Origin of the sequence: Pedobacter suwonensis, from assembly GCF_900111825.1 — a bacterium.
Classification (GTDB): Bacteria; Bacteroidota; Bacteroidia; order Sphingobacteriales; family Sphingobacteriaceae; genus Pedobacter; species Pedobacter suwonensis.
The window spans coordinates 40,051-61,649 of sequence record NZ_FOJM01000001.1 but is presented as its reverse complement, the minus strand read 5'-3'; the positions used below and the strand labels follow the sequence as shown (position 1 = coordinate 61,649).

The 21,599-nt window shown below is 38.1% G+C and carries 21 protein-coding genes and 1 pseudogene; 9 read left to right on the top strand and 13 right to left on the bottom strand.

Annotated features, from left to right (window positions below; translation table 11 throughout):
* Positions 1-36 precede the first annotated feature (36 nt).
* Positions 37-687, bottom strand: coding sequence for an SCO family protein (locus BM107_RS00270; RefSeq protein WP_090978972.1), 651 nt, complete (start codon positions 685-687; stop codon positions 37-39).
* 496 nt (positions 688-1,183) lie between these two features.
* Entirely contained in the window at positions 1,184-2,920 is a 1,737-nt protein-coding gene (locus BM107_RS00265; RefSeq protein ID WP_090978969.1) for a phospho-sugar mutase, read from the bottom strand.
* A gap of 349 nt (positions 2,921-3,269) precedes the next feature.
* Between BM107_RS00265 and BM107_RS00260 the strand changes: the two genes are divergently transcribed.
* The 4 genes and pseudogenes from BM107_RS00260 to BM107_RS00245 all read left to right on the top strand — a co-directional run bounded on the left by BM107_RS00260 (position 3,270) and on the right by BM107_RS00245 (position 7,534).
* A complete protein-coding gene (locus BM107_RS00260) occupies positions 3,270-4,583 on the top strand; it encodes an aspartate kinase (RefSeq protein ID WP_090978966.1) in 1,314 nt (437 codons plus the stop codon).
* 318 nt (positions 4,584-4,901) lie between these two features.
* Positions 4,902-6,068 (top strand): diaminopimelate decarboxylase, encoded by a 1,167-nt coding sequence (gene lysA / locus BM107_RS00255; protein ID WP_090978963.1) that lies wholly within the window; start codon positions 4,902-4,904, stop codon positions 6,066-6,068.
* Positions 6,069-6,204: 136 nt separating this feature from the next.
* Positions 6,205-6,558 carry an ISAon1 family transposase N-terminal region protein gene (locus BM107_RS00250; RefSeq protein ID WP_090978960.1) on the top strand — a complete coding sequence of 118 codons (354 nt, stop codon included), beginning with the start codon at positions 6,205-6,207 and terminating at the stop codon, positions 6,556-6,558.
* Positions 6,551-7,534 (top strand): annotated as a pseudogene (locus BM107_RS00245) (ISAon1 family transposase). The gene BM107_RS00250 and the pseudogene BM107_RS00245 overlap by 8 nt, the downstream one beginning before the upstream one ends.
* Positions 7,535-7,930: 396 nt before the next feature.
* Here BM107_RS00245 and BM107_RS00240 read toward each other — a convergent pair.
* From BM107_RS00240 to BM107_RS00220, 5 genes are all read right to left on the bottom strand, one after another.
* Complete coding sequence (locus BM107_RS00240; protein WP_090978957.1) at positions 7,931-8,146, bottom strand: hypothetical protein; 216 nt, start codon at positions 8,144-8,146, stop codon at positions 7,931-7,933.
* 48 nt (positions 8,147-8,194) lie between these two features.
* Positions 8,195-8,914 carry a hypothetical protein gene (locus tag BM107_RS00235; RefSeq protein ID WP_134203528.1) on the bottom strand — a complete coding sequence of 240 codons (720 nt, stop codon included), beginning with the start codon at positions 8,912-8,914 and terminating at the stop codon, positions 8,195-8,197.
* Positions 8,915-9,027: 113 nt separating this feature from the next.
* The gene (locus BM107_RS00230; protein WP_090978950.1) at positions 9,028-9,405 is read right to left on the bottom strand and encodes an SRPBCC domain-containing protein; all 378 of its coding nucleotides are present in this window, start codon (positions 9,403-9,405) and stop codon (positions 9,028-9,030) included.
* Positions 9,406-9,523: 118 nt separating this feature from the next.
* Complete coding sequence (locus BM107_RS25300; protein ID WP_134203527.1) at positions 9,524-9,664, bottom strand: GxxExxY protein; 141 nt, start codon at positions 9,662-9,664, stop codon at positions 9,524-9,526.
* A 193-nt stretch (positions 9,665-9,857) separates the two neighbouring features.
* Entirely contained in the window at positions 9,858-11,048 is a 1,191-nt protein-coding gene (locus tag BM107_RS00220) for an acyl-CoA dehydrogenase family protein (RefSeq protein ID WP_208864303.1), read from the bottom strand.
* Between the two features lie 113 nt (positions 11,049-11,161).
* On the opposite strand from BM107_RS00220, the gene BM107_RS00215 reads away from it, so the two are divergent.
* Together BM107_RS00215 and BM107_RS00210 are read left to right on the top strand one after the other, a co-directional pair.
* Positions 11,162-11,530, top strand: coding sequence for a dihydroneopterin aldolase (locus tag BM107_RS00215; RefSeq protein ID WP_090978947.1), 369 nt, complete (start codon positions 11,162-11,164; stop codon positions 11,528-11,530).
* Between the two features lies 1 nt (position 11,531).
* Positions 11,532-12,935 (top strand): FAD-binding oxidoreductase, encoded by a 1,404-nt coding sequence (locus tag BM107_RS00210; RefSeq protein WP_090978943.1) that lies wholly within the window; start codon positions 11,532-11,534, stop codon positions 12,933-12,935.
* 286 nt (positions 12,936-13,221) lie between these two features.
* Here the strand turns inward: BM107_RS00210 and BM107_RS00205 are convergent, their stop codons facing one another.
* Positions 13,222-13,713, bottom strand: coding sequence for an acyl-CoA thioesterase (locus BM107_RS00205; RefSeq protein WP_090978939.1), 492 nt, complete (start codon positions 13,711-13,713; stop codon positions 13,222-13,224).
* A gap of 77 nt (positions 13,714-13,790) precedes the next feature.
* Between BM107_RS00205 and BM107_RS00200 the strand changes: the two genes are divergently transcribed.
* On the top strand, positions 13,791-14,225 hold the full coding sequence (locus BM107_RS00200; RefSeq protein ID WP_090978936.1) for an Hsp20/alpha crystallin family protein: 435 nt from the start codon (positions 13,791-13,793) through the stop codon (positions 14,223-14,225).
* Positions 14,226-14,587: 362 nt separating this feature from the next.
* Positions 14,588-15,904 (top strand): nicotinamide mononucleotide adenylyltransferase, encoded by a 1,317-nt coding sequence (locus BM107_RS00195; RefSeq protein ID WP_090978933.1) that lies wholly within the window; start codon positions 14,588-14,590, stop codon positions 15,902-15,904.
* Positions 15,905-15,907: 3 nt separating this feature from the next.
* Here the strand turns inward: BM107_RS00195 and BM107_RS00190 are convergent, their stop codons facing one another.
* The 4 genes from BM107_RS00190 to BM107_RS24575 all read right to left on the bottom strand — a co-directional run bounded on the left by BM107_RS00190 (position 15,908) and on the right by BM107_RS24575 (position 18,315).
* A complete protein-coding gene (locus BM107_RS00190) occupies positions 15,908-16,189 on the bottom strand; it encodes a Txe/YoeB family addiction module toxin (RefSeq protein WP_090978930.1) in 282 nt (93 codons plus the stop codon).
* Positions 16,171-16,380, bottom strand: coding sequence for a DUF2683 family protein (locus tag BM107_RS00185; protein ID WP_090978927.1), 210 nt, complete (start codon positions 16,378-16,380; stop codon positions 16,171-16,173). The genes BM107_RS00190 and BM107_RS00185 overlap by 19 nt, the downstream gene beginning before the upstream one ends.
* An 87-nt stretch (positions 16,381-16,467) precedes the next feature.
* Positions 16,468-17,484, bottom strand: coding sequence for a S66 peptidase family protein (locus BM107_RS00180; protein WP_090978925.1), 1,017 nt, complete (start codon positions 17,482-17,484; stop codon positions 16,468-16,470).
* Between the two features lie 669 nt (positions 17,485-18,153).
* The gene (locus tag BM107_RS24575; RefSeq protein WP_159435170.1) at positions 18,154-18,315 is read right to left on the bottom strand and encodes a hypothetical protein; all 162 of its coding nucleotides are present in this window, start codon (positions 18,313-18,315) and stop codon (positions 18,154-18,156) included.
* Between the two features lie 316 nt (positions 18,316-18,631).
* Here BM107_RS24575 and BM107_RS00175 point away from each other — a divergent pair, with 316 nt between their 5' ends.
* Positions 18,632-19,930, top strand: coding sequence for a DEAD/DEAH box helicase (locus BM107_RS00175; protein WP_090978922.1), 1,299 nt, complete (start codon positions 18,632-18,634; stop codon positions 19,928-19,930).
* A 139-nt stretch (positions 19,931-20,069) separates the two neighbouring features.
* Here BM107_RS00175 and BM107_RS00170 read toward each other — a convergent pair whose 3' ends face one another.
* Positions 20,070-21,413 carry an OmpA family protein gene (locus BM107_RS00170; protein WP_090978919.1) on the bottom strand — a complete coding sequence of 448 codons (1,344 nt, stop codon included), beginning with the start codon at positions 21,411-21,413 and terminating at the stop codon, positions 20,070-20,072.
* Between the last annotated feature and the right edge of the window lie 186 nt (positions 21,414-21,599).

Here is a 21,599-nt window from a genome sequence, read left to right as displayed (position 1 = left end):
TCTTCATCCCTAACGGATAGAGATGAAGACTGATGATTACTTTTTATACTCTGCCAGTAAAACCGGAATATCTTTTTTCAATTGCGCTACCTGGTCTGCTTTAGCACCATCATAAGCGCCGCGGATCCGTCTGTCTTTATCAATCAAAACCAGATAACCCTGGTGGATATAACCATCTTTAGCCGTATTGTCTTCGCCAACAGCAACTAAGTAGTTCTTTTCGGCCAAGGTATATACGCTATCTTTTGTTCCGTAAAGAAATAACCATTTAGGACCATCAACACCTAGCTTCTGAGCATATTTTTTAAGAACATGAGGCTTATCATATTTAAAATCAATCGTGTGTGATACAAACATTACGTCTGGATTGGCTTTAAAATCATTGTAAACCGTCATTAAATTGCGGTGCATGGTAGGGCAGATGGTGGTGCAGGAAGTAAAAAAGAAATCGGCGACATAAACCTTTCCATCAGTAGCTTTATTTGTGGTGATCACACTATCCTGGTTCAGGAAAGACCAGGCAGGAATGGTTTGATAAACGGTGTCAATTTTCTCTACACCTGCAGCATCTTTAACGGTTTCTGCATGGCGTTCTCCATAAAATGGAAGCTTTCTTTCTTGTTTACAAGCCGAAAATATAGAAACAGCTAGCAGGGACGTAGCTAAATAAATTGTGATTTTATTCATGATCTTATTTTAAAGATGCAAATATACAAGGTATTTATTTAGATCTTTAATGTTTGGAAAAGTCTGGGTCAGATGTCCGAAAGTAGGAAGTTTGAGCGGTCAGAACATATGCATCATATCTTTCAGCAATAGTTCTTGAACTCTTGCCTTATTCATTACCTAAAACCTCAGAAGTCCGGCGTTCAAAATTGTCGGCTTTATACCTGCTGACCAGGTCTCCTGACTTCTGACAAATAAATTTACATCACCAAGTCCCGATATAGAAGAGTATAACAATTATAACACTCACTATTGGAAACATAAAGTAAAATGGCATTGATCGAAATCCTCCGCACTAATCCGCCGCTATATAGCAATTAAAAGGTCTTAGCGAGACGCTAAGACCAGTAGTAGTAGATTCTGTCAATGGTTGATTGCCGAAGAACCTCTTGTGGATGTTTAAAAGGCGTTTCGGCAAGCTCGATGTGACAACTAGAACTATAATTAAGTATTAAAATTATGCCTGTAAATCGGCCATAACCGTTTTGATCTTCTCTTCAAGCTTTGCATTAACCGAATCAAAATCTTTTCTATCGGCTAAAGGTGCATTTACACTGCAATAGAATTTGATTTTAGGCTCTGTACCACTCGGGCGGGCTGAAACAATACTGCCATCTTCGGTAATAAACTGTAAAACATCAGAGGTAGGATAATCCAGTTTGGTTATCTTTCCCGTTGATAAATCTGTTTCCTGTCCTAATTCATAATCTTTTAATACCGATACTTTAGAACCACCCAAAGTTGCAGGCGGATTTTCTCTAAATTTAACCATCATGGCTTTGATTTCTTCAGCACCGGATTTACCTTTTTTGGTTAGCGAAACCAGGTCTTCTTTATAAAGACCATACTCTACATACATATCCAACAGGGCATTGTATAAACTAGCACCTTTATCTTTATAATACGCCGTCATTTCAGAAATGAAAGCGGCAGAAACCACAGCATCTTTATCGCGTACCAAATCACCAATCAGGTAGCCATAGCTTTCTTCACCACCACCGATAAAATACTTTTTGCCTTCAAGTTCGGTCATTAACTGTCCGATATATTTAAATCCGGTTAACGTATTATAGTAGGTTACATTTTTCTTTTTGGCAATTTCTTCGATCAGGTTAGAGGTTACAATGGTTTTTACAATAAACTGATTGCCATCCAATTTACCGCTATTTTGCCAGGCAGATAATAAGTAATTAATCAACAAACTGCCTGTTTGGTTACCGTTAAGCAATACCCATTCGCCATTATTGTTTTTAACGGCAATACCCACGCGGTCAGCATCAGGATCGGTTGCCAGAACTAAATCAGCATCTATTTCTTTAGCTTTGTTCATCGCTAAAGTCAATGCATCTTTTTCTTCCGGGTTAGGATACACCACAGTTGGAAAATTACCATCAGGCGTACTTTGCTCTTCAACAATGGTTACGTTCGTAAAGCCAAACTGCGCTAAAGCTTTAGGAACCAATGTAATTCCAGTTCCATGGATAGGAGAGTATACAATTTTTAAATCCTGCTGTCTTTTAATCGCATCAGGGGAAATCGATAGTGCTGTAATGCCATCCAGATATAACTGATCAACCTCCTCACCAATCAATTGAATGTTTGCATCAACGCGATCAAATTTTACTTCATCTATGCTTTTAATTTTATTTACTTCATCAATCACCAATTTATCATCGGGAGAAGTAAACTGACCTCCATCAGCACCGTAAGCTTTGTAACCATTATACTCTTTAGGGTTATGCGATGCCGTTAACATTACACCACTTTTGCAACCAAAATGACGTACAGCAAAAGAAAGCTCTGGCGTTGGTCTTAATCCAGAGAAGAAATATACGTATATGCCATTGGCCGAGAACACATCGGCAGTGATTTTTGCAAAGTAATCTGAATTATTGCGACTATCGTGCGCAATCGCCACTTTGATCTGTTCGTTAGGATATTTATTGTTTAGGTAGTTGGCTAATCCCTGTGTAGCCGTTCCTATGGTGTATTTGTTTATACGGTTAGAACCTGCACCCATAATACCACGTAAACCGCCAGTTCCGAACTCCAAACTTCTGTAAAATGCATCAGTTAGTTCGGTTGTTGCATTTTTATCTACAAGGGACTGGATTTCAGCCTTGGTATCTTCATCATAATTTCCATTTAACCATTTATTAATGGTGGCTTGCGTTGATTGGTCAATTGCCTGCATTGAGCTGTTTTTTTTAGTTTAATATCTCGTGATGAACAAATTTTAATGGATGAGGTTTGGTTTGAAGATATTTATTTCAATTCATCCAAATTTTATTTTGTTGAGGGTGTTGCTTTTAAGCTGCTTTTGTTTAATTTCACGCCCCGATACAATAATAAAGAAAATCCATTATTAATGTGAGGCGATTTTAACTTTTTTAATAATCGTTGCAAAATCAGTAAGGTTCTCCTCGCATAATCATGGATTAGAAACAGTTTATAAATAAACGAAATCATCATAAACTTTTAAACCGAGCCCTGGGATAAAAAAACTGAACGTTTCGTTACCTTTTAAAACCATTAGCAAGTAAATGAAAATATTAAAATTTGGGGGTACTTCTGTAGGTAGTCCTGAGCGCATGACGAAATTGTTGGATATCATTAATCCAAATGAAGAGCAGATTGTAGTTTTATCAGCCGTGTCTGGAACTACAAATAGTTTAGTAGAAATTGCAACTCATTTTTTAGCTGGCGATAAGAAGAAGGGAAGCGAAGCCGTAGAAAACCTGTATCAAAAATATAAGACGTTTGTGATTGAATTATTGCCTGCTGCCGAATTTCAGGAACAGGGCAATGAAGTAATCGATTATCACTTCAACTTTTTGGCAGGTTTAGCCAATGATATTTTCACATCGATTGAAGAGAAAGTGGTATTGGCACAAGGGGAGCTTTTATCAACCACTTTATACCATATTTATTTAAAATCCATTGGCGTACCATCTGTACTATTGCCTGCTTTGGATTTTATGAAAACGGATGAGGATAATGAACCTGACATTCCATTTACCACAAAGCACTTAATGCCGTTGCTGGAACAACATAAAGACAATAAACTCTTCATTACACAAGGTTACATCTGTCGCAACAGTTTTGGTGAAGTTGATAACCTGCGCCGTGGTGGTAGTGATTATACCGCATCTTTATTGGGCGCGGCAATTATGGCCGAAGAAGTTCAGATCTGGACAGATATAGACGGGATGCATAATAACGATCCTCGTATTGTTAAAGGAACCAAACCAATTGCGCAGTTATCATTTGATGAAGCAGCTGAGCTGGCTTATTTTGGGGCTAAAATTTTACACCCTCAATCTGTTTTCCCTGCACAGAAATATAAGATACCGGTTCGTTTGCTGAATACCATGGAACCTTCTGCTGCCGGCACTTTAATTACCCATAATAGCGAAAAGGGTAAAATTAAATCAATAGCCGCTAAAGATGGTATTACGGCAATCCGCATCCAATCCAGCCGGATGTTGCTGGCGTATGGTTTCTTACGCAGGGTTTTTGAGGTTTTTGAACGTTACAAAACACCTATTGATATGATTACCACTTCTGAGGTAGCTGTATCTTTAACCATTGATGAAACCGCGCATTTGCCACAGATTATTGAAGAACTGGAAAGTTTTGGAACTGTTGAAGTAGATACCAATCACAGTATTGTGTGTGTAGTGGGCGATTTCGGTTCAGAGAAACACGGTTTCGCCAGTAGGGTTTTAGAAGGATTAAAACACATTCCGATCCGTATGATTTCATATGGTGGAAGTAACTATAACGTTTCGCTTTTAATTTTAAGCGAATATAAAACAGAGGCTTTGAGAAGCTTACACAACAGGTTATTCGAATAATAAGAAAAAGGCGCCGATTACAACCAGCAGGCCGACAAGGCAATGAAAAGCCAGAAAGTTTGCTGGTAACAAACCGTTTTTATATTTTTTGTAAGAATTAAATAATCCTGCAGAAAGAATAAGAACAATAAATATTGCGGCCTCTATCTTCATTTTTTTATAAATAAAAGAAACAGTAACAATAATAGCAATACGATAAAAAATCGGATTTTCCCATTATATTGTTTCCGGGTAATTCTTCCATGCTTTAAATCGAGGTAGTTACCCAAATAAATTAGCGCAAAGAATAAAATTAAAATTATAACAAGGAATTTGAACATGTTCGCCGATAAAGATATATCAAAGTTTAACAATATTGAAACGCCTTTTTACTACTATGATACCGATCTGTTGCAAAAAACCCTGCAAACTTGTGCAGATGCAGCAGCTCCTTATCAATTTCACATCCATTATGCATTAAAGGCAAATTTCAATCCTGTAGTGTTAAAACAGATCAAAGAAATTGGTTTCGGTGCAGATTGTGTGAGTGCCGGCGAGGTTAAAAGAGCAGTAGAGGTTGGTTTCGACAATAAAAAAATTGTTTTTGCCGGCGTGGGTAAATCTGACAAAGAGATTAATGAGGCCCTGGATCTTGATATCTTTTGCTTTAATGTAGAATCTATCCAGGAATTAGCGGTATTAAATGAACTGGCGGCTAAAAAAGGTAAAACTGCTCAGGTTGCCATCCGCATTAATCCAAATGTTGATGCACATACCCATCATAATATTACAACAGGGTTAGATGAAAATAAATTCGGGATCAATTCATGGGATTTAACTGAATGTACCGATGCCCTAAAAGCTTCAGAAAATCTTAAGTTTATCGGTATTCACTTCCACATCGGCTCGCAGATTACCAATCTGGATGTATATAAAAACCTTTGCGTTCGCGTAAATGAATTTGCCGCATGGTTTGAAGATAAGGGATTTAAACTTCAGGTATTGAATGTAGGTGGAGGTTTAGGGATCGACTACCACAACCCCGATCATCAAATTCCTGATTTCGGATCTTACTTTAAAATTTTCAATGAATTCTTAACCATTAAACCTGGTCAGGAAGTGCATTTTGAACTGGGCAGGGCTTTGGTTGGTCAATCAGCATCATTAATTACCCGTGTACTGTATATTAAAAACGGAAAGAAGAAAAACTTTGTTGTTTTAGATGCAGGGATGACCGAACTGATGCGTCCGGCATTGTATCAGGCTTACCATAAAATAGAGAATCTTAGTCAGTCCGGAGTCCGTCCAGAGTCCGAAGTCGTAAAATACGATATCGTCGGTCCAATTTGTGAGAGTACCGATTGTTTTGGCAAAGAGGTAGAACAACCCGAATCGTTTAGAGGGGATATTTTTGCTATCAGAAGTGCGGGTGCTTACGGAGAAGTGATGGCATCAAAATATAACCTCAGGGATGCGATAAGATCGGTATATAGTTACGAGATATAGATTTTTAAAAACTCGTCATTTCGAGCGAAGTGCAGCGAAGTCGGGAAATCTATTTGGTAGATCTCGGATCAAGCGGAATTCTTGGGGGGGAAAGAATAATTTGTTCCTTTGTATTCTGAACAATTACTGATTTACATTGAACCAAGCCGAGCAAACCCTTATTAGTTTATTACTTCCCGATGGGATCCTGGATTATTTCGAACTGACCAAAGTTGAAAAGGAACAGAAAGAGCTGCAGATCTATCTGGAAGAGAAGAATATCGCACCTTCAGGCTACCTGAAGGAAGATCTTGAATCCAAGGGATTCTTTCCTGAGGTTAGCATCCAGGACTTTCCCATCCGCGGACAAAAAGTAGCCCTTCGCATCAAAAGACGGCGCTGGACGGTTAAAAAGACCAATGCAATCATCAGCAGGGACTGGGATCTGATCAGAAAAGGGGCGCGAATGACAACGGAATTCGGTCTTTTTTTAAAAGGAATATTTGGATAACCATCCCATCAGCTGCTATCACCTTGGGCATTATTTCCAGGTTGAGGGCAAGCAGCTCCAGGAGCAGTACAAAGAACATATCAGCGATTATTCTGGCTGGGATCAAAAGGACCATGCCCATGAATGGATGCTTTTTGCTGGTAACCTAAGCAGCAGGCTGAGCATTGATGAGACCGCCTTATCCAACGGAGAACTTTATACCATCATTACCAATAAGGAAGCAAAAGGCCGCAAAGGGGCCATCGTAGCAATGATAAAGGGAACTGTAGCAGAAGATATCATCGGTGTGCTTAAGAAGATTCCTGAGCGTTCTAGAAAACGTGTACAGGAGGTAACCATGGACATGGCTGCAAATATGCAACTGGCCATTAAGCGGTGTTTTGTCAATGCACACCGGGTAATTGATCGCTTCCATGTACAGAAACTGGCTTATGATGCAGTTCAGGAATGCAGGATAAAGTACCGCTGGGCTGCCCTGGATCTTGAAAACCAGGCTGTTGCGCAGGCCAGGAAGAACAAAGCAGGTTATCAGCCAGAGGTGCTTTCTAACGGAGATACGCTCAAACAACTACTTGCCAGAAGCAGATACCTGCTTTTCAAACACCATTCAAAATGGACAGCCGTACAAAGCAAACGTGCTGAACTATTGTTTGAACGATATCCGCAATTGAAACATGCTTATGAACTATCACTAAGGCTCGGGGATATCTTTAAAGTCTGCAAGAGTAAAGAACAAGCCTTTAAAAAGCTGGCATTATAGTACAATCAGGTTGAGGATTGCGGGATTGAAGCTTTCCGTACGGTGGCCAGGTCAATACAGTCACATTACCTTTCGATTTTAAACTTCTTCATTAACAGAGGTACAAATGCATCGGCCGAATCCTTCAATGCCAAAGTCAAAGCGTTCAGAGCAACATCCAGAGGCGTCAGAGACATCAATTTCTTTCTTTTCAGATTATCAAAAATATACGCTTAAAAGCTTCCCCCAAGAATTCCGCTTGATCCTAGATCTCTCCATTCCACCGCGTTTCAGTCGAGATGACGAGTTTTCTGAAAAAACATTTATGCAATAACGATTTTACTATCTCAAATCGTCTTCACCTCTGCAATGCAGGCTATTTTTTTTTGCTTTGCTCGTAGTTAGTGCCAACAAGCACATTGCTTACCCTGGTTTTGCCCGCAATATTTTGTCCAGGTGGTTACGGGGTTTCCGCTTATCCCCGGTTGCAACAGCACTGAGTTAATCAATTGCATAAATGCACCTTATAAATTACAAGTAATTTAAAATCAATATATTATTAAATGCATTAACTAGCTCAACCAGATTATAATTTAACTCAATTAAAATAATAGCCAGAAAGGATTTTCAATATTATTTCTTGTTCTTCGAAGTCGCAAAAACAATTACACCCGCTATTAAAATAATACCACCGGCATATGGAGGCCAGTTTACAGATTTTTCTTTATCTGCTGATATCTGAATGGGACCTGCATCCACAATTTTTTCTTTTTTAGTATAAGAGAAACCAGTCCAGATGAGCATGGCAATGCCAACAACAATCAATACAATTCCTAATGTTCTGTTCATAATATTGCTTTTAATTTATATTAGAACAGCTCTGTCATTGATATGTTTTTATTGAAATTTATACCCAAGAGAAATCTTACTGGCAAGATTTATATTTTTCGCTATTTCAAGTGAAAGTGTAAATCTTTTTACGCTTAAAAAGTAGTTAAAATTCCATGCAGAGGAACTGTTGATTACTTTATCAAGATCTGCGAGTTGGCCGTATTTAAAACTGTTGGCCAGTCCCGGAGTTCCACCAATGAACAGCCTGAAAGCGTGTTTGATATCATGGTTGCGCCTGGCCCTGAAAATTACCTCGGTTGAAAGTCCGGTTGTCCAAAATCTTTTTCTGTTTGAAACACCCGCATAATTATAAACTTTACCATTGTAAATTTCATCCCTGAAATCAGCATATGCTCCATTTTCGGTACTTAGTGCGTTTTCCCAATTTATAAATCTGAAATCGGTATTTCCATTTATGGAAGTACTGTGAAAACCGACAGAAGTTCTTAAACCAAAACCATACATTTTTTTGTTAAAAGCGGGCGGGTAATCGCCATTGGCATCATTTCTATTATTTGAATACAGGTGTTCAGCATTTCCTAAATAACCCATCACACCATATGCAACATTAAACCCCTTAAAAGTATGCGCACGGTTAATGTTTAACATACCCATTTCAAATGAAACGCTACCATTTCCAGGAGAGGACGCCCCGGCGTAACTGGCTGATGCATGTGTTAACGATTTAATGCTATCGGCCTCCATCTGACGCGGCAGATACCCCATATTATTTCCAGGTAAAGCCGGGCTTAGGTAGGTTCTGCAGGAACTTGATAAAAAGACAATTAGCAAAAAAGAAAAAAGGAGAGTATTAATTGGAGCTTTCATTGATGCTATTGTTACTCCTCAAAAAAATCGACCAGACCACCTAAAAAATACTCCTGAATTCCTTCCGTAAAATCTTTATAATCTTCATCAGGAATATTGGTTTGCCTAAATTCAAGTGATGTTCCTTTTTTATCTTCGTGAAGTTTAATGGTTACGATGGATGGTTCATTTTCTTCTCCAAAATACCATTGTTGTACAATCTGCTTTCCATAAACAAATTCGATGTTTTTACCGGTAATATCGCCATCCCAGAAAGAAAATTCGGTTCCGGGCACTTCTTCAAACTCCACTTCGGCACCGGTCCATAATTTTATGCTGATATCCTTGGTCAGCGCTAAATAAACTTCTTCGGGTGGGGCAGGTATGTAGGTATATTTTTTAAAGTCCATTCTGTATCATTATTTTTAGGATTTAAAGATTTTAGTGATCAAAGCTCAGGAAAATCAGATCCGATTATTTATTAGTTAAGATTAAGTATACGTTATCATCCCAATCATTAGACTTTGTTCAATCCTGATCTATATTCATTCCAGGATTGCAAATCTTTTTAAACTGGAGACTTATTGCGCCAAAATTAATCAATAATCCGACATTGAAATTATAAGCTACAATAAAATTTTTAGCTTGTGCCGAATGATAGTTTTTCATATTTATGCGCCTTGAGCTCTAAAATTAATAGATTATCAATAACAAAGGGTAGGGCTTTTTCCAAAAATCAAGCCCTCAGCAAAATTTCTTTTCAGCTTCTCTTTTAAAAGTTATTCGACAAGTTAAAGCTTAAATATCGATGTATCTGATCTGGTATTCCTTATCATTAAAATTCTAAAATTTTTAATCCTTCTTACTTAAAGGCATTCAATCCGGTCACATCCATGCCCGTAATCAATAGGTGTATGTCATGTGTACCTTCATAAGTAACTACAGATTCTAAGTTCATCATATGGCGCATAATGGAGTATTCGCCGGTAATACCCATTCCGCCAAGCATTTGGCGTGCGTTACGTGCAATATCCAGGGCAATTTCTACACTGTTTCTTTTGGCCATGGATATTTGTTCGGCCGTAGCCCTGTTTTCGCTTTTAAGTACGCCCAAACGCCAAACCAACAGCTGACCTTTCGTAATTTCGGTTACCATTTCGGCCAGTTTTTTTTGTTGCAGCTGGAAACCACCGATCGGCTTTCCAAATTGAATACGCTCTTTCGAGTAGCGCAAAGCAGTATCATAACAGTCCATTGCTGCGCCCAAAGCACCCCAGGCAATACCGTAACGTGCCTGGTTTAAGCAACCCAACGGACCTTTTAATCCGCTGATCTCAGGGAAAACATTCTCCTTTGGCACTTTAACATTATCAAAAACAAGCTCACCGGTTGCCGATGCGCGTAAACTCCATTTATTATGGGTTTCTGGCGTAGAAAAACCTTCCATTCCACGTTCTATCACCATTCCTCTGATTTTGCCTGATTCGTCTTTTGCCCAAACCACAGCAATATCGGCAAAAGGAGCATTACTGATCCACATTTTTGCGCCGTTTAAAATATAGTGACTTCCGGCATCTTTAATATGGGTAACCATGCCGCCCGGATTGGAGCCATGATCCGATTCAGTTAAGCCAAAACAGCCCATCATTTCACCACTGGCCAATTTAGGAAGGTACTTTTTACGCTGTTCTGCAGTTCCATAGGCATAAATAGGGTACATCACCAACGAACCCTGGACAGATGCGGTAGAGCGGATGCCTGAATCGCCCCGTTCTATTTCCTGCATCAGAATTCCATAAGCAGTATAATCCAGTCCGGCACCACCATACTCAACCGGAATGGTAGGTCCGAAAGCACCGATATCCGCCAGTCCCTTTATTAAATGTTTAGGGAATTCTGCCTTTTGAGCATAATCCTCAATAATAGGGCTCACTTCCTTTTTTACCCAATCTCTGGCCGTAGCACGGATTAATTTGTGTTCATCGGTTAATAATTCATCTAATAAATAATAGTCTGGCGCCTCATACAGGTCTTTTTTCACTGATTTGCTCATGTAATTTTGTATTATCTGGTTAAAAAACCGCGTTCATTTCAAAGGTAACAATTTACGGTAATGGGCATTAAATTCATGAATAAAAATTTAATTTTACAGCTTAAAGAACATACATGAGCCATTTCAAACAAACTGTAGCTTTAAAAGATGTGAAATGTTTTGCTTTGCATGGTTATTACCCTGAAGAGCAACTAACTGGAAATCATTTTATTATCGATTTAACAACCGAATTTACGCCAAGGGGTTTTGATGATGAACTGGTGCAGACCGTTAATTACGAAGATTTGAACAATATTATTATTGCGGAGATGAAAAATACCCAAAAGCTATTAGAAACCGTTTTGAATAATATCATCTCAAAAGTAATTGAAAAATACCCCTTTGTAGAAAAGATTGACGTAGGCATAAAAAAGCTTCATCCGCCAATGCCCGGACAGATCGGCCATTCTTTTGTTCAACTTAGTTATTCAGCAACAAATTAAAATGAATTTTACCCCTATAAATAACGAAATTTTAGCAGCAATCACATCAGCAATTGGTGCCGATAAAGTTTTCACAGACACCGAAAACCTCGAAAAATATAGCCATGATGAAACTGAAGATTTACGCTATCAGCCGGAGGTGGTGGTTAAGCCCACTACGCCGGAAGAGGTTTCGGCCTTATTGAAAATCTGCAATGCCCATCATGTTCCGGTTACACCCCGTGGAGGTGGAACAGGCTTAAGTGGCGCTGCCTTGCCCATTTATGGCGGGGTTTCGCTATCAATGGAAAAGTTTAAGGCCATTCTGGATATTGATACCGAAAACTTACAGGCAACTGTTGAGCCTGGGGTAATTACCGAAGAATTTATTAATGCAGTAGCAGAAAAAGGCCTTTTGTATCCGGTTGATCCCAGTAGTAAAGGATCTTGTTTTATTGGAGGTAATGTGGCGCACGGCTCAGGTGGCCCAAGAGTAGTAAAATATGGCACCATACGCGAATACATTTTAAATCTGGAAGTGGTGTTGCCCAACGGCGATATTATCTGGACAGGCGCAAATACCTTGAAATATGCTTCAGGATATAATTTAACGCAATTGATGATCGGCTCGGAAGGTACCTTAGGTGTGGTGACTAAAATCGTAACCAAGCTATTGCCTAAGCCTGGTCAATCGGTTTTAATGATGGGATCTTTTAGCACTAACGAAGCTGCCTGTGCTGCAGTTTCAGCCATTTTCAGGGCCGGCGTAACACCATCAGCCCTGGAGTTTATGGAACGGAAAGGCGTAGAATGGGTAATCAAATTTGATGATATTAAATTTGATTTAAAAGAAGATGTGGCTGCTTTATTGATGATTGAATTTGATGGCGATGACCTGGATGATATTTTTAAAAATTGCGAGAAAACCAACATCGTTTTAGAAGAACACCACTGTACGGAAGTTTTATTTGCTGATACAGCTGCTCAAAAAGAGGAATTGTGGCGGATGCGCAGAACAATGGCCGAATCAGTTAAATCTAATTCGGTTTATAAGGAAGAAGATACAGTCGTTCCCCGCGCGGCTTTACCTAAACTCGTAAGTGGTATTAAAGAGATTGGCGCCAGATATGGCTTTGAGAGTGTTTGTTACGGACATGCGGGCGATGGAAATCTGCACGTAAATATTATTAAGGCGGGAATGAGTGATGAGGACTGGAAAAACAAACTCAAATCTGGTATCGCTGAAATATTTGAACTCACCACCGCTTTAGGCGGCACCCTTTCAGGAGAACATGGCATTGGCCTGGTTCAGAAAGAATTTATGCCCATAAAGTACTCAGAAATACACCTTAATTTAATGAGAGGGATTAAACATGTTTTCGATCCTAATGGAATATTAAATCCGGGAAAGATTATGCCAGATTGATTTATTTATCCGTTACCCTGAACTTGTTTCACGGCATCCCTTTCTATCCGTAGAGTTAAGCACGGCGGCTCTACGGATTGATGAATAAAACTGAGTTTATAACTCAGTAAAAACCCCTTTCTGTCCGTAGAGTTAAGCACAGCGGCTCTACGGACTCATCAATAAACCTGAGTTTATACCTTTCTGTGAGTTTATACCTTTCTGTCCGTAGAGTTAAGCACAGCAACTCTACGGACTCATTAATAACCTGAGTCTATAACTCAGTGAAACAAGTCCAGCAGGATGATTATTGACTACTCAATTGCTCAAAACACAGCATTTTTTGTTTTTCTTCTTCAGGAATTGCCGTAGGTTTACCTGTGGCATAGTCAACGGCTATACAAACTGTTTTTCCTTTACTGCAGATTACTTCTTCACTTCCCTTCAGCTTTACAATCTGGTACTCAAGATCGAAGCTTGTATTACCAATCCTTGATGTTTTCACGTGGACAGCAATTTTATCGTTCATTACGATGGGTAAAATATAGTCTAATTCTGCGTGCGCAATCACTATCCCCGTCTTTTTCCAATTCCATTTAATAATTTCTTCCCAGTATTTAGTTCTGGCGATCTCCAGATAGGTGAAGTAAACAGAATTGTTTACATGCCCCATCATATCAAAATCAACAAAGCGCAGATGAATATTTGTTTTATAATTGAATTTGTCTGAAAAAGCCTTAATTTCTGTCAATTTGTCTTTTGATTTCGATTTATTTTGCCAAAATGTCTTAAAAATCATAAATATCTGGATTGGTATATAAGTTGAATAGAATGAATTATCAATTTAAAAATTAGAAAAAATAAAGAATAAGCGATATGACACTTGTAAATTTTAACAACAGAACCCGTAACACTGCTCCTTACTTTAACAATGTTTTTGACTCATTGTTTAGCGACGCTGTAAGTAAAAACAAAATGGTTGATAAATCACCGAATGTGAATATTCATGAAAATGAGGCGGCATATGTAATTGAGCTGGCTGCCCCGGGATTGAAAAAAGAAGACTTTCAAATCAATTTAAAAAAAGACACGCTTTCTGTTTGGGCGGAAGTAAAAAAAGATGAAAACCAGGTAGCTAAAGATTTTACCCGTAAAGAATTTGATTACAGCTCATTTGCCAGATCATTTAATTTACCTGATACTGCTGATGGGGATAAAATCACAGCCGAATATAAAGATGGCATTTTATCGATCAACATCAGCAAAAAAGATACAGCGAAATTACAGCACAGAGAAATTGTAGTATCGTAATAAAGCATTCTCGGAAGAGGATTTTTCATAATAGTTTAGTTTTTAAGTATTATGAAACCTGCATCAGTAGGTTAGAGATGAAGTTGATTGGTGACTGATGCAGATTTCGTAATCATTGAGTTTAGGTTTAGGTTTTATAAGGTTAATGCCGGATGGCATTAACCTTATTTTTTTAATACGGATCGTCCATTTCGACCGAAGTGGAGAAATCTATCTAGTTGACAACGGAATCAGATTCTGCATTCTGCAAGATTTCAATCTAAATGGCTCTAGGTAATGGCGTGGAGTCGTTTAGTATTTAGATCGATTTTAAGTTACATACTTAAAATTAGCTTAACCTCATTTTTTTGTATTTTCGCGGCATGGAAAGAGAAATTCTGGATACGAAACGCAAAGCACTCAAAATAAATCTTGACCCAAGAATCTACGGCACTTTTGCTGAAATTGGTGCCGGACAGGAAGTTTCAAGAAATTTTTTTAATGCCGGAGCAGCTTCTGGAACAGTAGCAAAAACCATGTCGGCCTACGATATGACTTTTAGTGATGCTATTTATGGAGCAGAAGCAAATGGACGGTACGTTAGCCAAAACAGGCTTTTACAGATGCTTGACCATGAATTTGGATTGCTTAATGAGCGTTTATCAGGCGAAAAGTATGAAAGCCGTACCTTTTTTGCTTTTGCTGATACCGTAACCACTTTAAATTATAAACGTACCAATGAACCCCACGGCTGGGTTGGAATCAGGTTCCAAAATGAGCCGGGGGGCTTCCCTAATGAAATATTCTTTCATGTCCGCTTGTTAGATACTGATGTAAACATGCAACAGCGCGTGCTGGGTATCATCGGTGTAAACTTGCTTTATGCAGCTTTCTATTATAACCAGGATCCTAAGATCATGGTAGAATCGCTGGCTGACAATTTAACCATCGGATCAGTAGAAATTGATTTGATTTCGGTTAAAGGACCAGCATTTCCCGGAGTAGATAACATCTTACTCAATCTGTACATGATTATGAAAGATTTCTCGGCTGCTGCCATTTTCGATGCTGATGCGCATCCACGACAGGCCAAGGACCTTTTGTACAAGAAAGATATCATGATTTTACGGACTAAATACGGGCAAAAATCATTGCCAAACTTTAACCTGTTTAACAAAGCTACCGAGCAGTTTAAACGTACCAATAAAGTAGAGGAGGGAAATCTTGCTGTAATGATTGAAGTTTTGGCAACCAATGTTTTAACCGATGCGCAGGAAACACCTGATGATATCGATTTAGAAACAGTAGCTAAACGTACCCAGGAGATGTGCGATACCGGAAACACGGTGATTGTTTCTAATTTTACCCGTCATAACCGACTTGCAAAATACCTGGCACGGTGTAAGCCAAAAAGTGTTGGCTTAGCTACAAACATCAACAACTTGAAGTTCGTATTCAATGCTAAAAACTTCAGTGGCGAAAATTATTCCGGTCAACTGTTGAGTTACGTAAACGACATGTTTAATACCAATGTGCGGTTATTTGCTTACCCTTTTCTCGACAAAAAAACCAATCAGGTCATTACAACGAAGAATATGCCGATTACACCAGAAGCCAAACCATTGTTCGATTTTCTCTTGATTAACGGTTACATTACTGATATCAAAGATTACAGCGAGGATGAAGTGAAAACGGCTTAGATTTCATTTGTCGCTATAATGGCCTAATGCTGATATTATGGTAACGGTTACTATATTTTCTTCTATTTTATAAATCAACCTGTCTTTACGATTTATCTGCCTTGACCAAAAACCAGATAGATCAAATTTCAATCTTTCAGGTTTTCCGATTCCGATTTCAGGATGTTCAGATAATTCGATAAAAATCTGATTTATTCTTCTAATTGAGGCTTTATCCCCAGATTTGTATTGTATTTCTAGATCTTTTTTAGCTTGTTTTTCAACTTCTATAAAATACTTTCCCATATATTTTTAGGATCTTTAATTCTGGTTGTGTTGCCTTTCTCAGCGCTTGCTGCCCTGGACTTTATTTTAGCTACAAATTCAGGATGATAAGGACTTGCCTCTTCTTTTTGAAAAGATACATCTAAAGCTTTTAGAACAGCCTCAATTGCAGCCGCTTGCTTTTTGTTTTTAGGATGTGCGATGATAGTCATGACCAATACTTTATTATCAAAAATACGAAATTTTAACAGTAATTAGTCGCTATTATAAAGCGAAAACTTATCACTAAGCCGATAGAGTTAAATCGTGCGCAAGGCCGAGCCGTTTTCATTTATCATAAGCGTATGTTTTGCACCACATTTGAGTGCAAAGTTATTGCGTTGGTGACCAACAGGAAAATCAAATGCCACCGGGTAGGAATATTCTTTTACTTTCTCCAGTACGATATCATAAATATTTTTTCCAAATTCTTCGCCTGCATCGTCTGGTTTCACTTTAAACCCACCCACAATCAGTCCCTTCAGGTGTTTAAGTTTGCCGCTACGTTTTAAGCTCCACAACATTCTATCGATGCTGTACAAGTATTCGCCGGTATCTTCTATAAATAAAATTTTATCTTTAGTATCTAAGTCTGATGAGCTGCCGGCAAGTGTTTCAATAATGCTCAGGTTCCCGCCAACCAATATTGCATCTGTATTCCCAAAACGGTTATTGCTATTTACCGGAGCAGTATAACCCAATTCTTCACCTGTCAAAGCATTCTTTATGGAGAGGATTGTTTCTATCTGTATGGGTTCGGCTTTAGCCCAATCATCGGGAAAACTGTTGCACATTTTGGCATGGATCGAAGCAATGCCAAATTTTTTGGCCAGATGGCAATGTAGTACAGTAATATCGCTGAAACCGATAATCCATTTAGGATTTCTTTTAAAAAAGGAAAAATCAAGCTGATCAATAATGCGTATAAAACCATAACCGCCACGTGCACACATAATGGCTTTAATATCGGGATCATTTAGCATTTTCTGGAAATCAGCCAGCCTTTCTTCATCTGTTCCGCCGTAGGTAAAATCACGCTTGCCGATGGTTTCGCCTACCTTAATGTTAAATCCCCAACCCTGCATCTGCAAAATCGCAGGTTGAATCTGTTCCAGGGTAATGTATCCCGCCGGACTGGTTATTCCGATAGTATCTCCAGGTTTTAAATAGGGTGGGATTTTAAATGCCGAACTTTCGCTTTCCATAGCTAAAGCGCTAAAGGCGGGCAACATCGTAGCTGATGCAATAAACGAAGAAAGGAAATGTTTTCTATTCATCTAAAACAGGATAGTGGAATTGATACGGCTAAATATAGAGTTAAAATTAATTGCATAAAAGAAAAGGGATTTATATCCATAAATCCCTTTTTTAAACCAAACAAATTAATCTGTAAAAGATTAGTATAATGTGAATTATATAAGTAACCGCATTTGAAATAAAATGTTTTGAGATTTTAAAAATATTTGCCGCGTAGAACAATACATAAAATCTTTTACCAACTCATTTATTTTGCATGTCTAACAATTTGATTCCGTCCCAAATAATTTTAAACCGCTATACCTGCTGTATAGCCCTGATGGAAACGGAAATCCTTTTTGGCAAAGACGTGTTGTCTTTTCTTAATTTCCCCAAAAAGATTGAAGTGTACAGCAGGACCAAACCTCTCCCAACAGCACTGAAACTGCGCTTCTAAAAACAACCAATCGCGCTAACTTGGTCAAGATTCTTCGTTGCACGGAGGGTTACAGCGTCTAATAAAAAGTAAGGCTATTCATCGCGAATAGCCTTGCTAACAACAAAACAAATATAAGATAACCAAATCTTACCTGATTGAGCAGAATCAGGATAAAGTGCTATGAGATACACTTTGCGGCCTAGTAATGGATTCGAACCACTATAAAGAGTTTATGAAACTCCACCTTCCAATCGGTCAACTGGCCGTGTTTTTACAATTGCTTTAGTGTTAAATAATCTCTTAGCGCTAAAATCTGTTCTTTATTCAAATTATCTTCATCCTGATCAATTTCCATTTTTTTTGCTTCTGTTTGCAAAGGATCAAGCAATTGAGGATATTCATCTATAGCAGGGTATTGAAAATAAATCGACATGATTTTTAATTTAATCGTTCAACAGATGTAACACTTAGATTTAGACAAATATATAAATTAGTATATAATATCTATAGATTTTGTAGTTATTTATTTAGAAATTAATTTAATTATCTCATTTACAGTATAATAAAAAAATTTACTATGCATCAAACAGCTATTGAAATTGATTTTGAACTAAAAAGCTGCTATTTATGCTGAAATAAGCGAGGTGTAAAGCATATTTTAATAGTCGCTTTTACATCCCTTTAAATTCAATTTCAGAAAAGATAATTATTTTAAGGATATTTGCATTTCAAACATTAAAATAGTAATTGTGTCTTTAGATAAATTGAAACTTAGCAAACCACTTGTAGCGGCCATGACGGATGCGGGATTTTTAACACCAAAAGAAATCCAGACCAGAACGATGTCGCGTATATTAGGTGGTCAGGATGTTATAGCGGTTGGACCAGAGGGCTCAGGAAAAACTACTACTTATGTTTTAGCTACTTTAATGAAGTTGAAATACGCATTTGAGGAGGCGCCAAGAGCATTGATTTTAGTACCTGACATTGAACATGTTGACCATGTTTTGGAACAATTTAAACTATTGAACCGCAACAATACTTTCAGGATTTTGGGAATTGACAGCCGGGGCACCATTGAAACGCAAATGAATGAGGTTACCGATGGCTGTGATATTATTGTTGCCGTACCCGATCGTGCCCGTGCATTGTATTTAAAGCTAGCTTTAAACACCAATAAAATACAATTGTTTATCGTAGATAATGCAGAACTTATTGTTAAAAAAGGTTTGCAGTTACCAGTTGTAGAGTTAGCAAACAGCGCCTACAAGTCTCAACATGTGGTGTTTACAGAGGTACTGCATGATAAACTTAAACACATGATTGCCCCTTTCATGAAAGATTCGGCAGCAACCATCGAGGTAGACGAGATTGGCGAGAAGCAGGCAGAAGTTTACCATCAGATGCTTTATCAGGTACCCAATTTCAGGACAAAGCTAAATTTATTAACCTTGCTACTAAATGATGCTGAAGTTTTTGATAAGGCTGTGGTTTTTGTTAATACGCGTTTAACCGCACAAACCGTGTATAAAAACTTTAACCAGCATAAAGAGGGCGAAATTAGCATTTACCGCCCGTTGTTTTTTGATGATAGGGGGTTTGATGATATTAACGAATTTAAAGATACCCCAGAGGCCAGGATATTAATTGTGGCTAATGAGAATTCGGGCGAACTCAATATTGAAGGAATTCCTTTCATTTTTCATTTCGAATTGCCAGAACAAAAAGAAACCTTAATTAAACGTATTGTCAAGCACGGTAATGAAGATGTGGTAGCCATCACTTTTTCTACAGATATTGAATTGATTGAAGTAAAAAGAATCGAGCAGGCTATTGGTCAGAAACTGGAGGTAATGGAGCTGCCTGAAGATTTAAAGGTGGTTGATGCTGCTGATAAACCAAAGAAAAAGAAAGGTACTGAGGATGATGAATCTTCTGAAAGGGGTGCAGCGTTTCACGAAAAGAAGGCCAGCAACTTAAAAAATTACAATTATAGTGCAGGCGCTAAAGCTAAAATGACCTATAAGAATAAAAAGGGATTGTCTTAACGAGGGGGCGTCACGCTGAACTTCAACAACTATTCCGCCAATAAAGATCCTGAAAGAAGTTCAGGATGGCGATTTCTAATATATAAAAAGCTCCTCAGAAATTAATCTGAGGAGCTTTTTATTTAACCGTTATTTACGATTAGTATAAAGTAAACTCTACACGACGGTTTTCTTGACGGCCAGCTGCAGTTTTGTTTGTTGCAATTGGTTGGTCAGGTCCGTAACCTGTAGCTTCAATTCTAGATGCATTTGCACCTTGAGATACTAAATAAGCTTTAACTGATTCTGCTCTTTCTTTAGATAAACGTAAGTTTAACTCTCTACCACCGGTGTTATCAGTATGGCCAGCTAATTTCAGGCTAAAGTTTTTATCTACCAATAAAGCAGCAACACGGTTTAAAGTAGCATATGATTTAGAACGGATGGTTGATTTTCCTAAATCGAATTCTAAGTTAGAAATTGCATCTTTAACCACTTTACGGTCTTCTTCAGTAATTACCTTAGTTTCTTTAATGATTTCACGTTGAACTTTGATTGGACAACCAGAACCATCAACAACTGTTCCTGAAGGAGTTCCAGGGCATTTATCGAATTTGTTTGCTACACCATCGTTATCATCATCAGCTAGATCTTTAGCATATTGCTCTCTATCACGTTGCGCATTTTGTTCAGCAGTTGATAAGGCTCTTCTTAACTCAGCACTTTCTTCAGCACTTTGCTTGCGTAAATTAGCTAATGAACTGTAGTTTTGTAATTGCGGTTTTTCTTTACTGCCTAGGGCAAATTCTAAACCTGCGTGTGCATAAGCAAATCTGTCATTAACACCAGAATTAACTCCATCAAATTTAGCAGACTTAACAAAGTTTACATCGTAACCTAAATCTACATTGATTCCTTTAGCAACACCTAATTTAAAACCAGCACCTACTGGTACAAACCAGCCTTCTCTGTAATAACCGGCGTCTTGAGTGTTAGCTGGCATAGTGGTAGCACCTGATGACATGTAACCAGCACCTGCCTTTAAATAAGGAATTAGGATTCCATTTTCATTATTAATATTGATGTTGGCTACGTTCCAAACAGCTGATAAAGCACCAGACCACTGAATGTTTGTTTTGTAACCTGTGTTTGCGGCATAAGTTGTATTTCCAGCAGCATCAATACCATTAGCAATTCTTAATTCTTCAACTTTACCCGCTAAAAAATCTGCCTGTATACCTAACTGAGGTAAAATTTGTTTTTTGATGTAACCTCCGTAACCGATATGTTCTACAGGCGTTTGAAATTGGTGATTAGAGTTGCCAAAAATAGTTCTTGGCGTTAGCAAACCTCCATGAACACCGATACTCCAGGTACGGAATTCTTTAGGAGAAAAGCGTTCTGCGGTAGTACCCGTAGTCATTGGTGTATCCTGTGCAAATAATTGTGATGATAATCCTAATAAGGCAACCAACATTGTTGATTTTGTAATTCTAGTATTCATTTTCTTCTATTTTTTAAATATTAGTGTCTTAACAGTTTTTTTATCCTACTGTTTTGAAGCTAATAAGAAAAAATCTTGCCAAATACCGAATTTTCCACACAAATAACATATTATCAGATAATTAACATATCAAATTTATTTCACAAAAAAGTTACGTAATGGCGGATGCCCCCTATTTTAATGTAT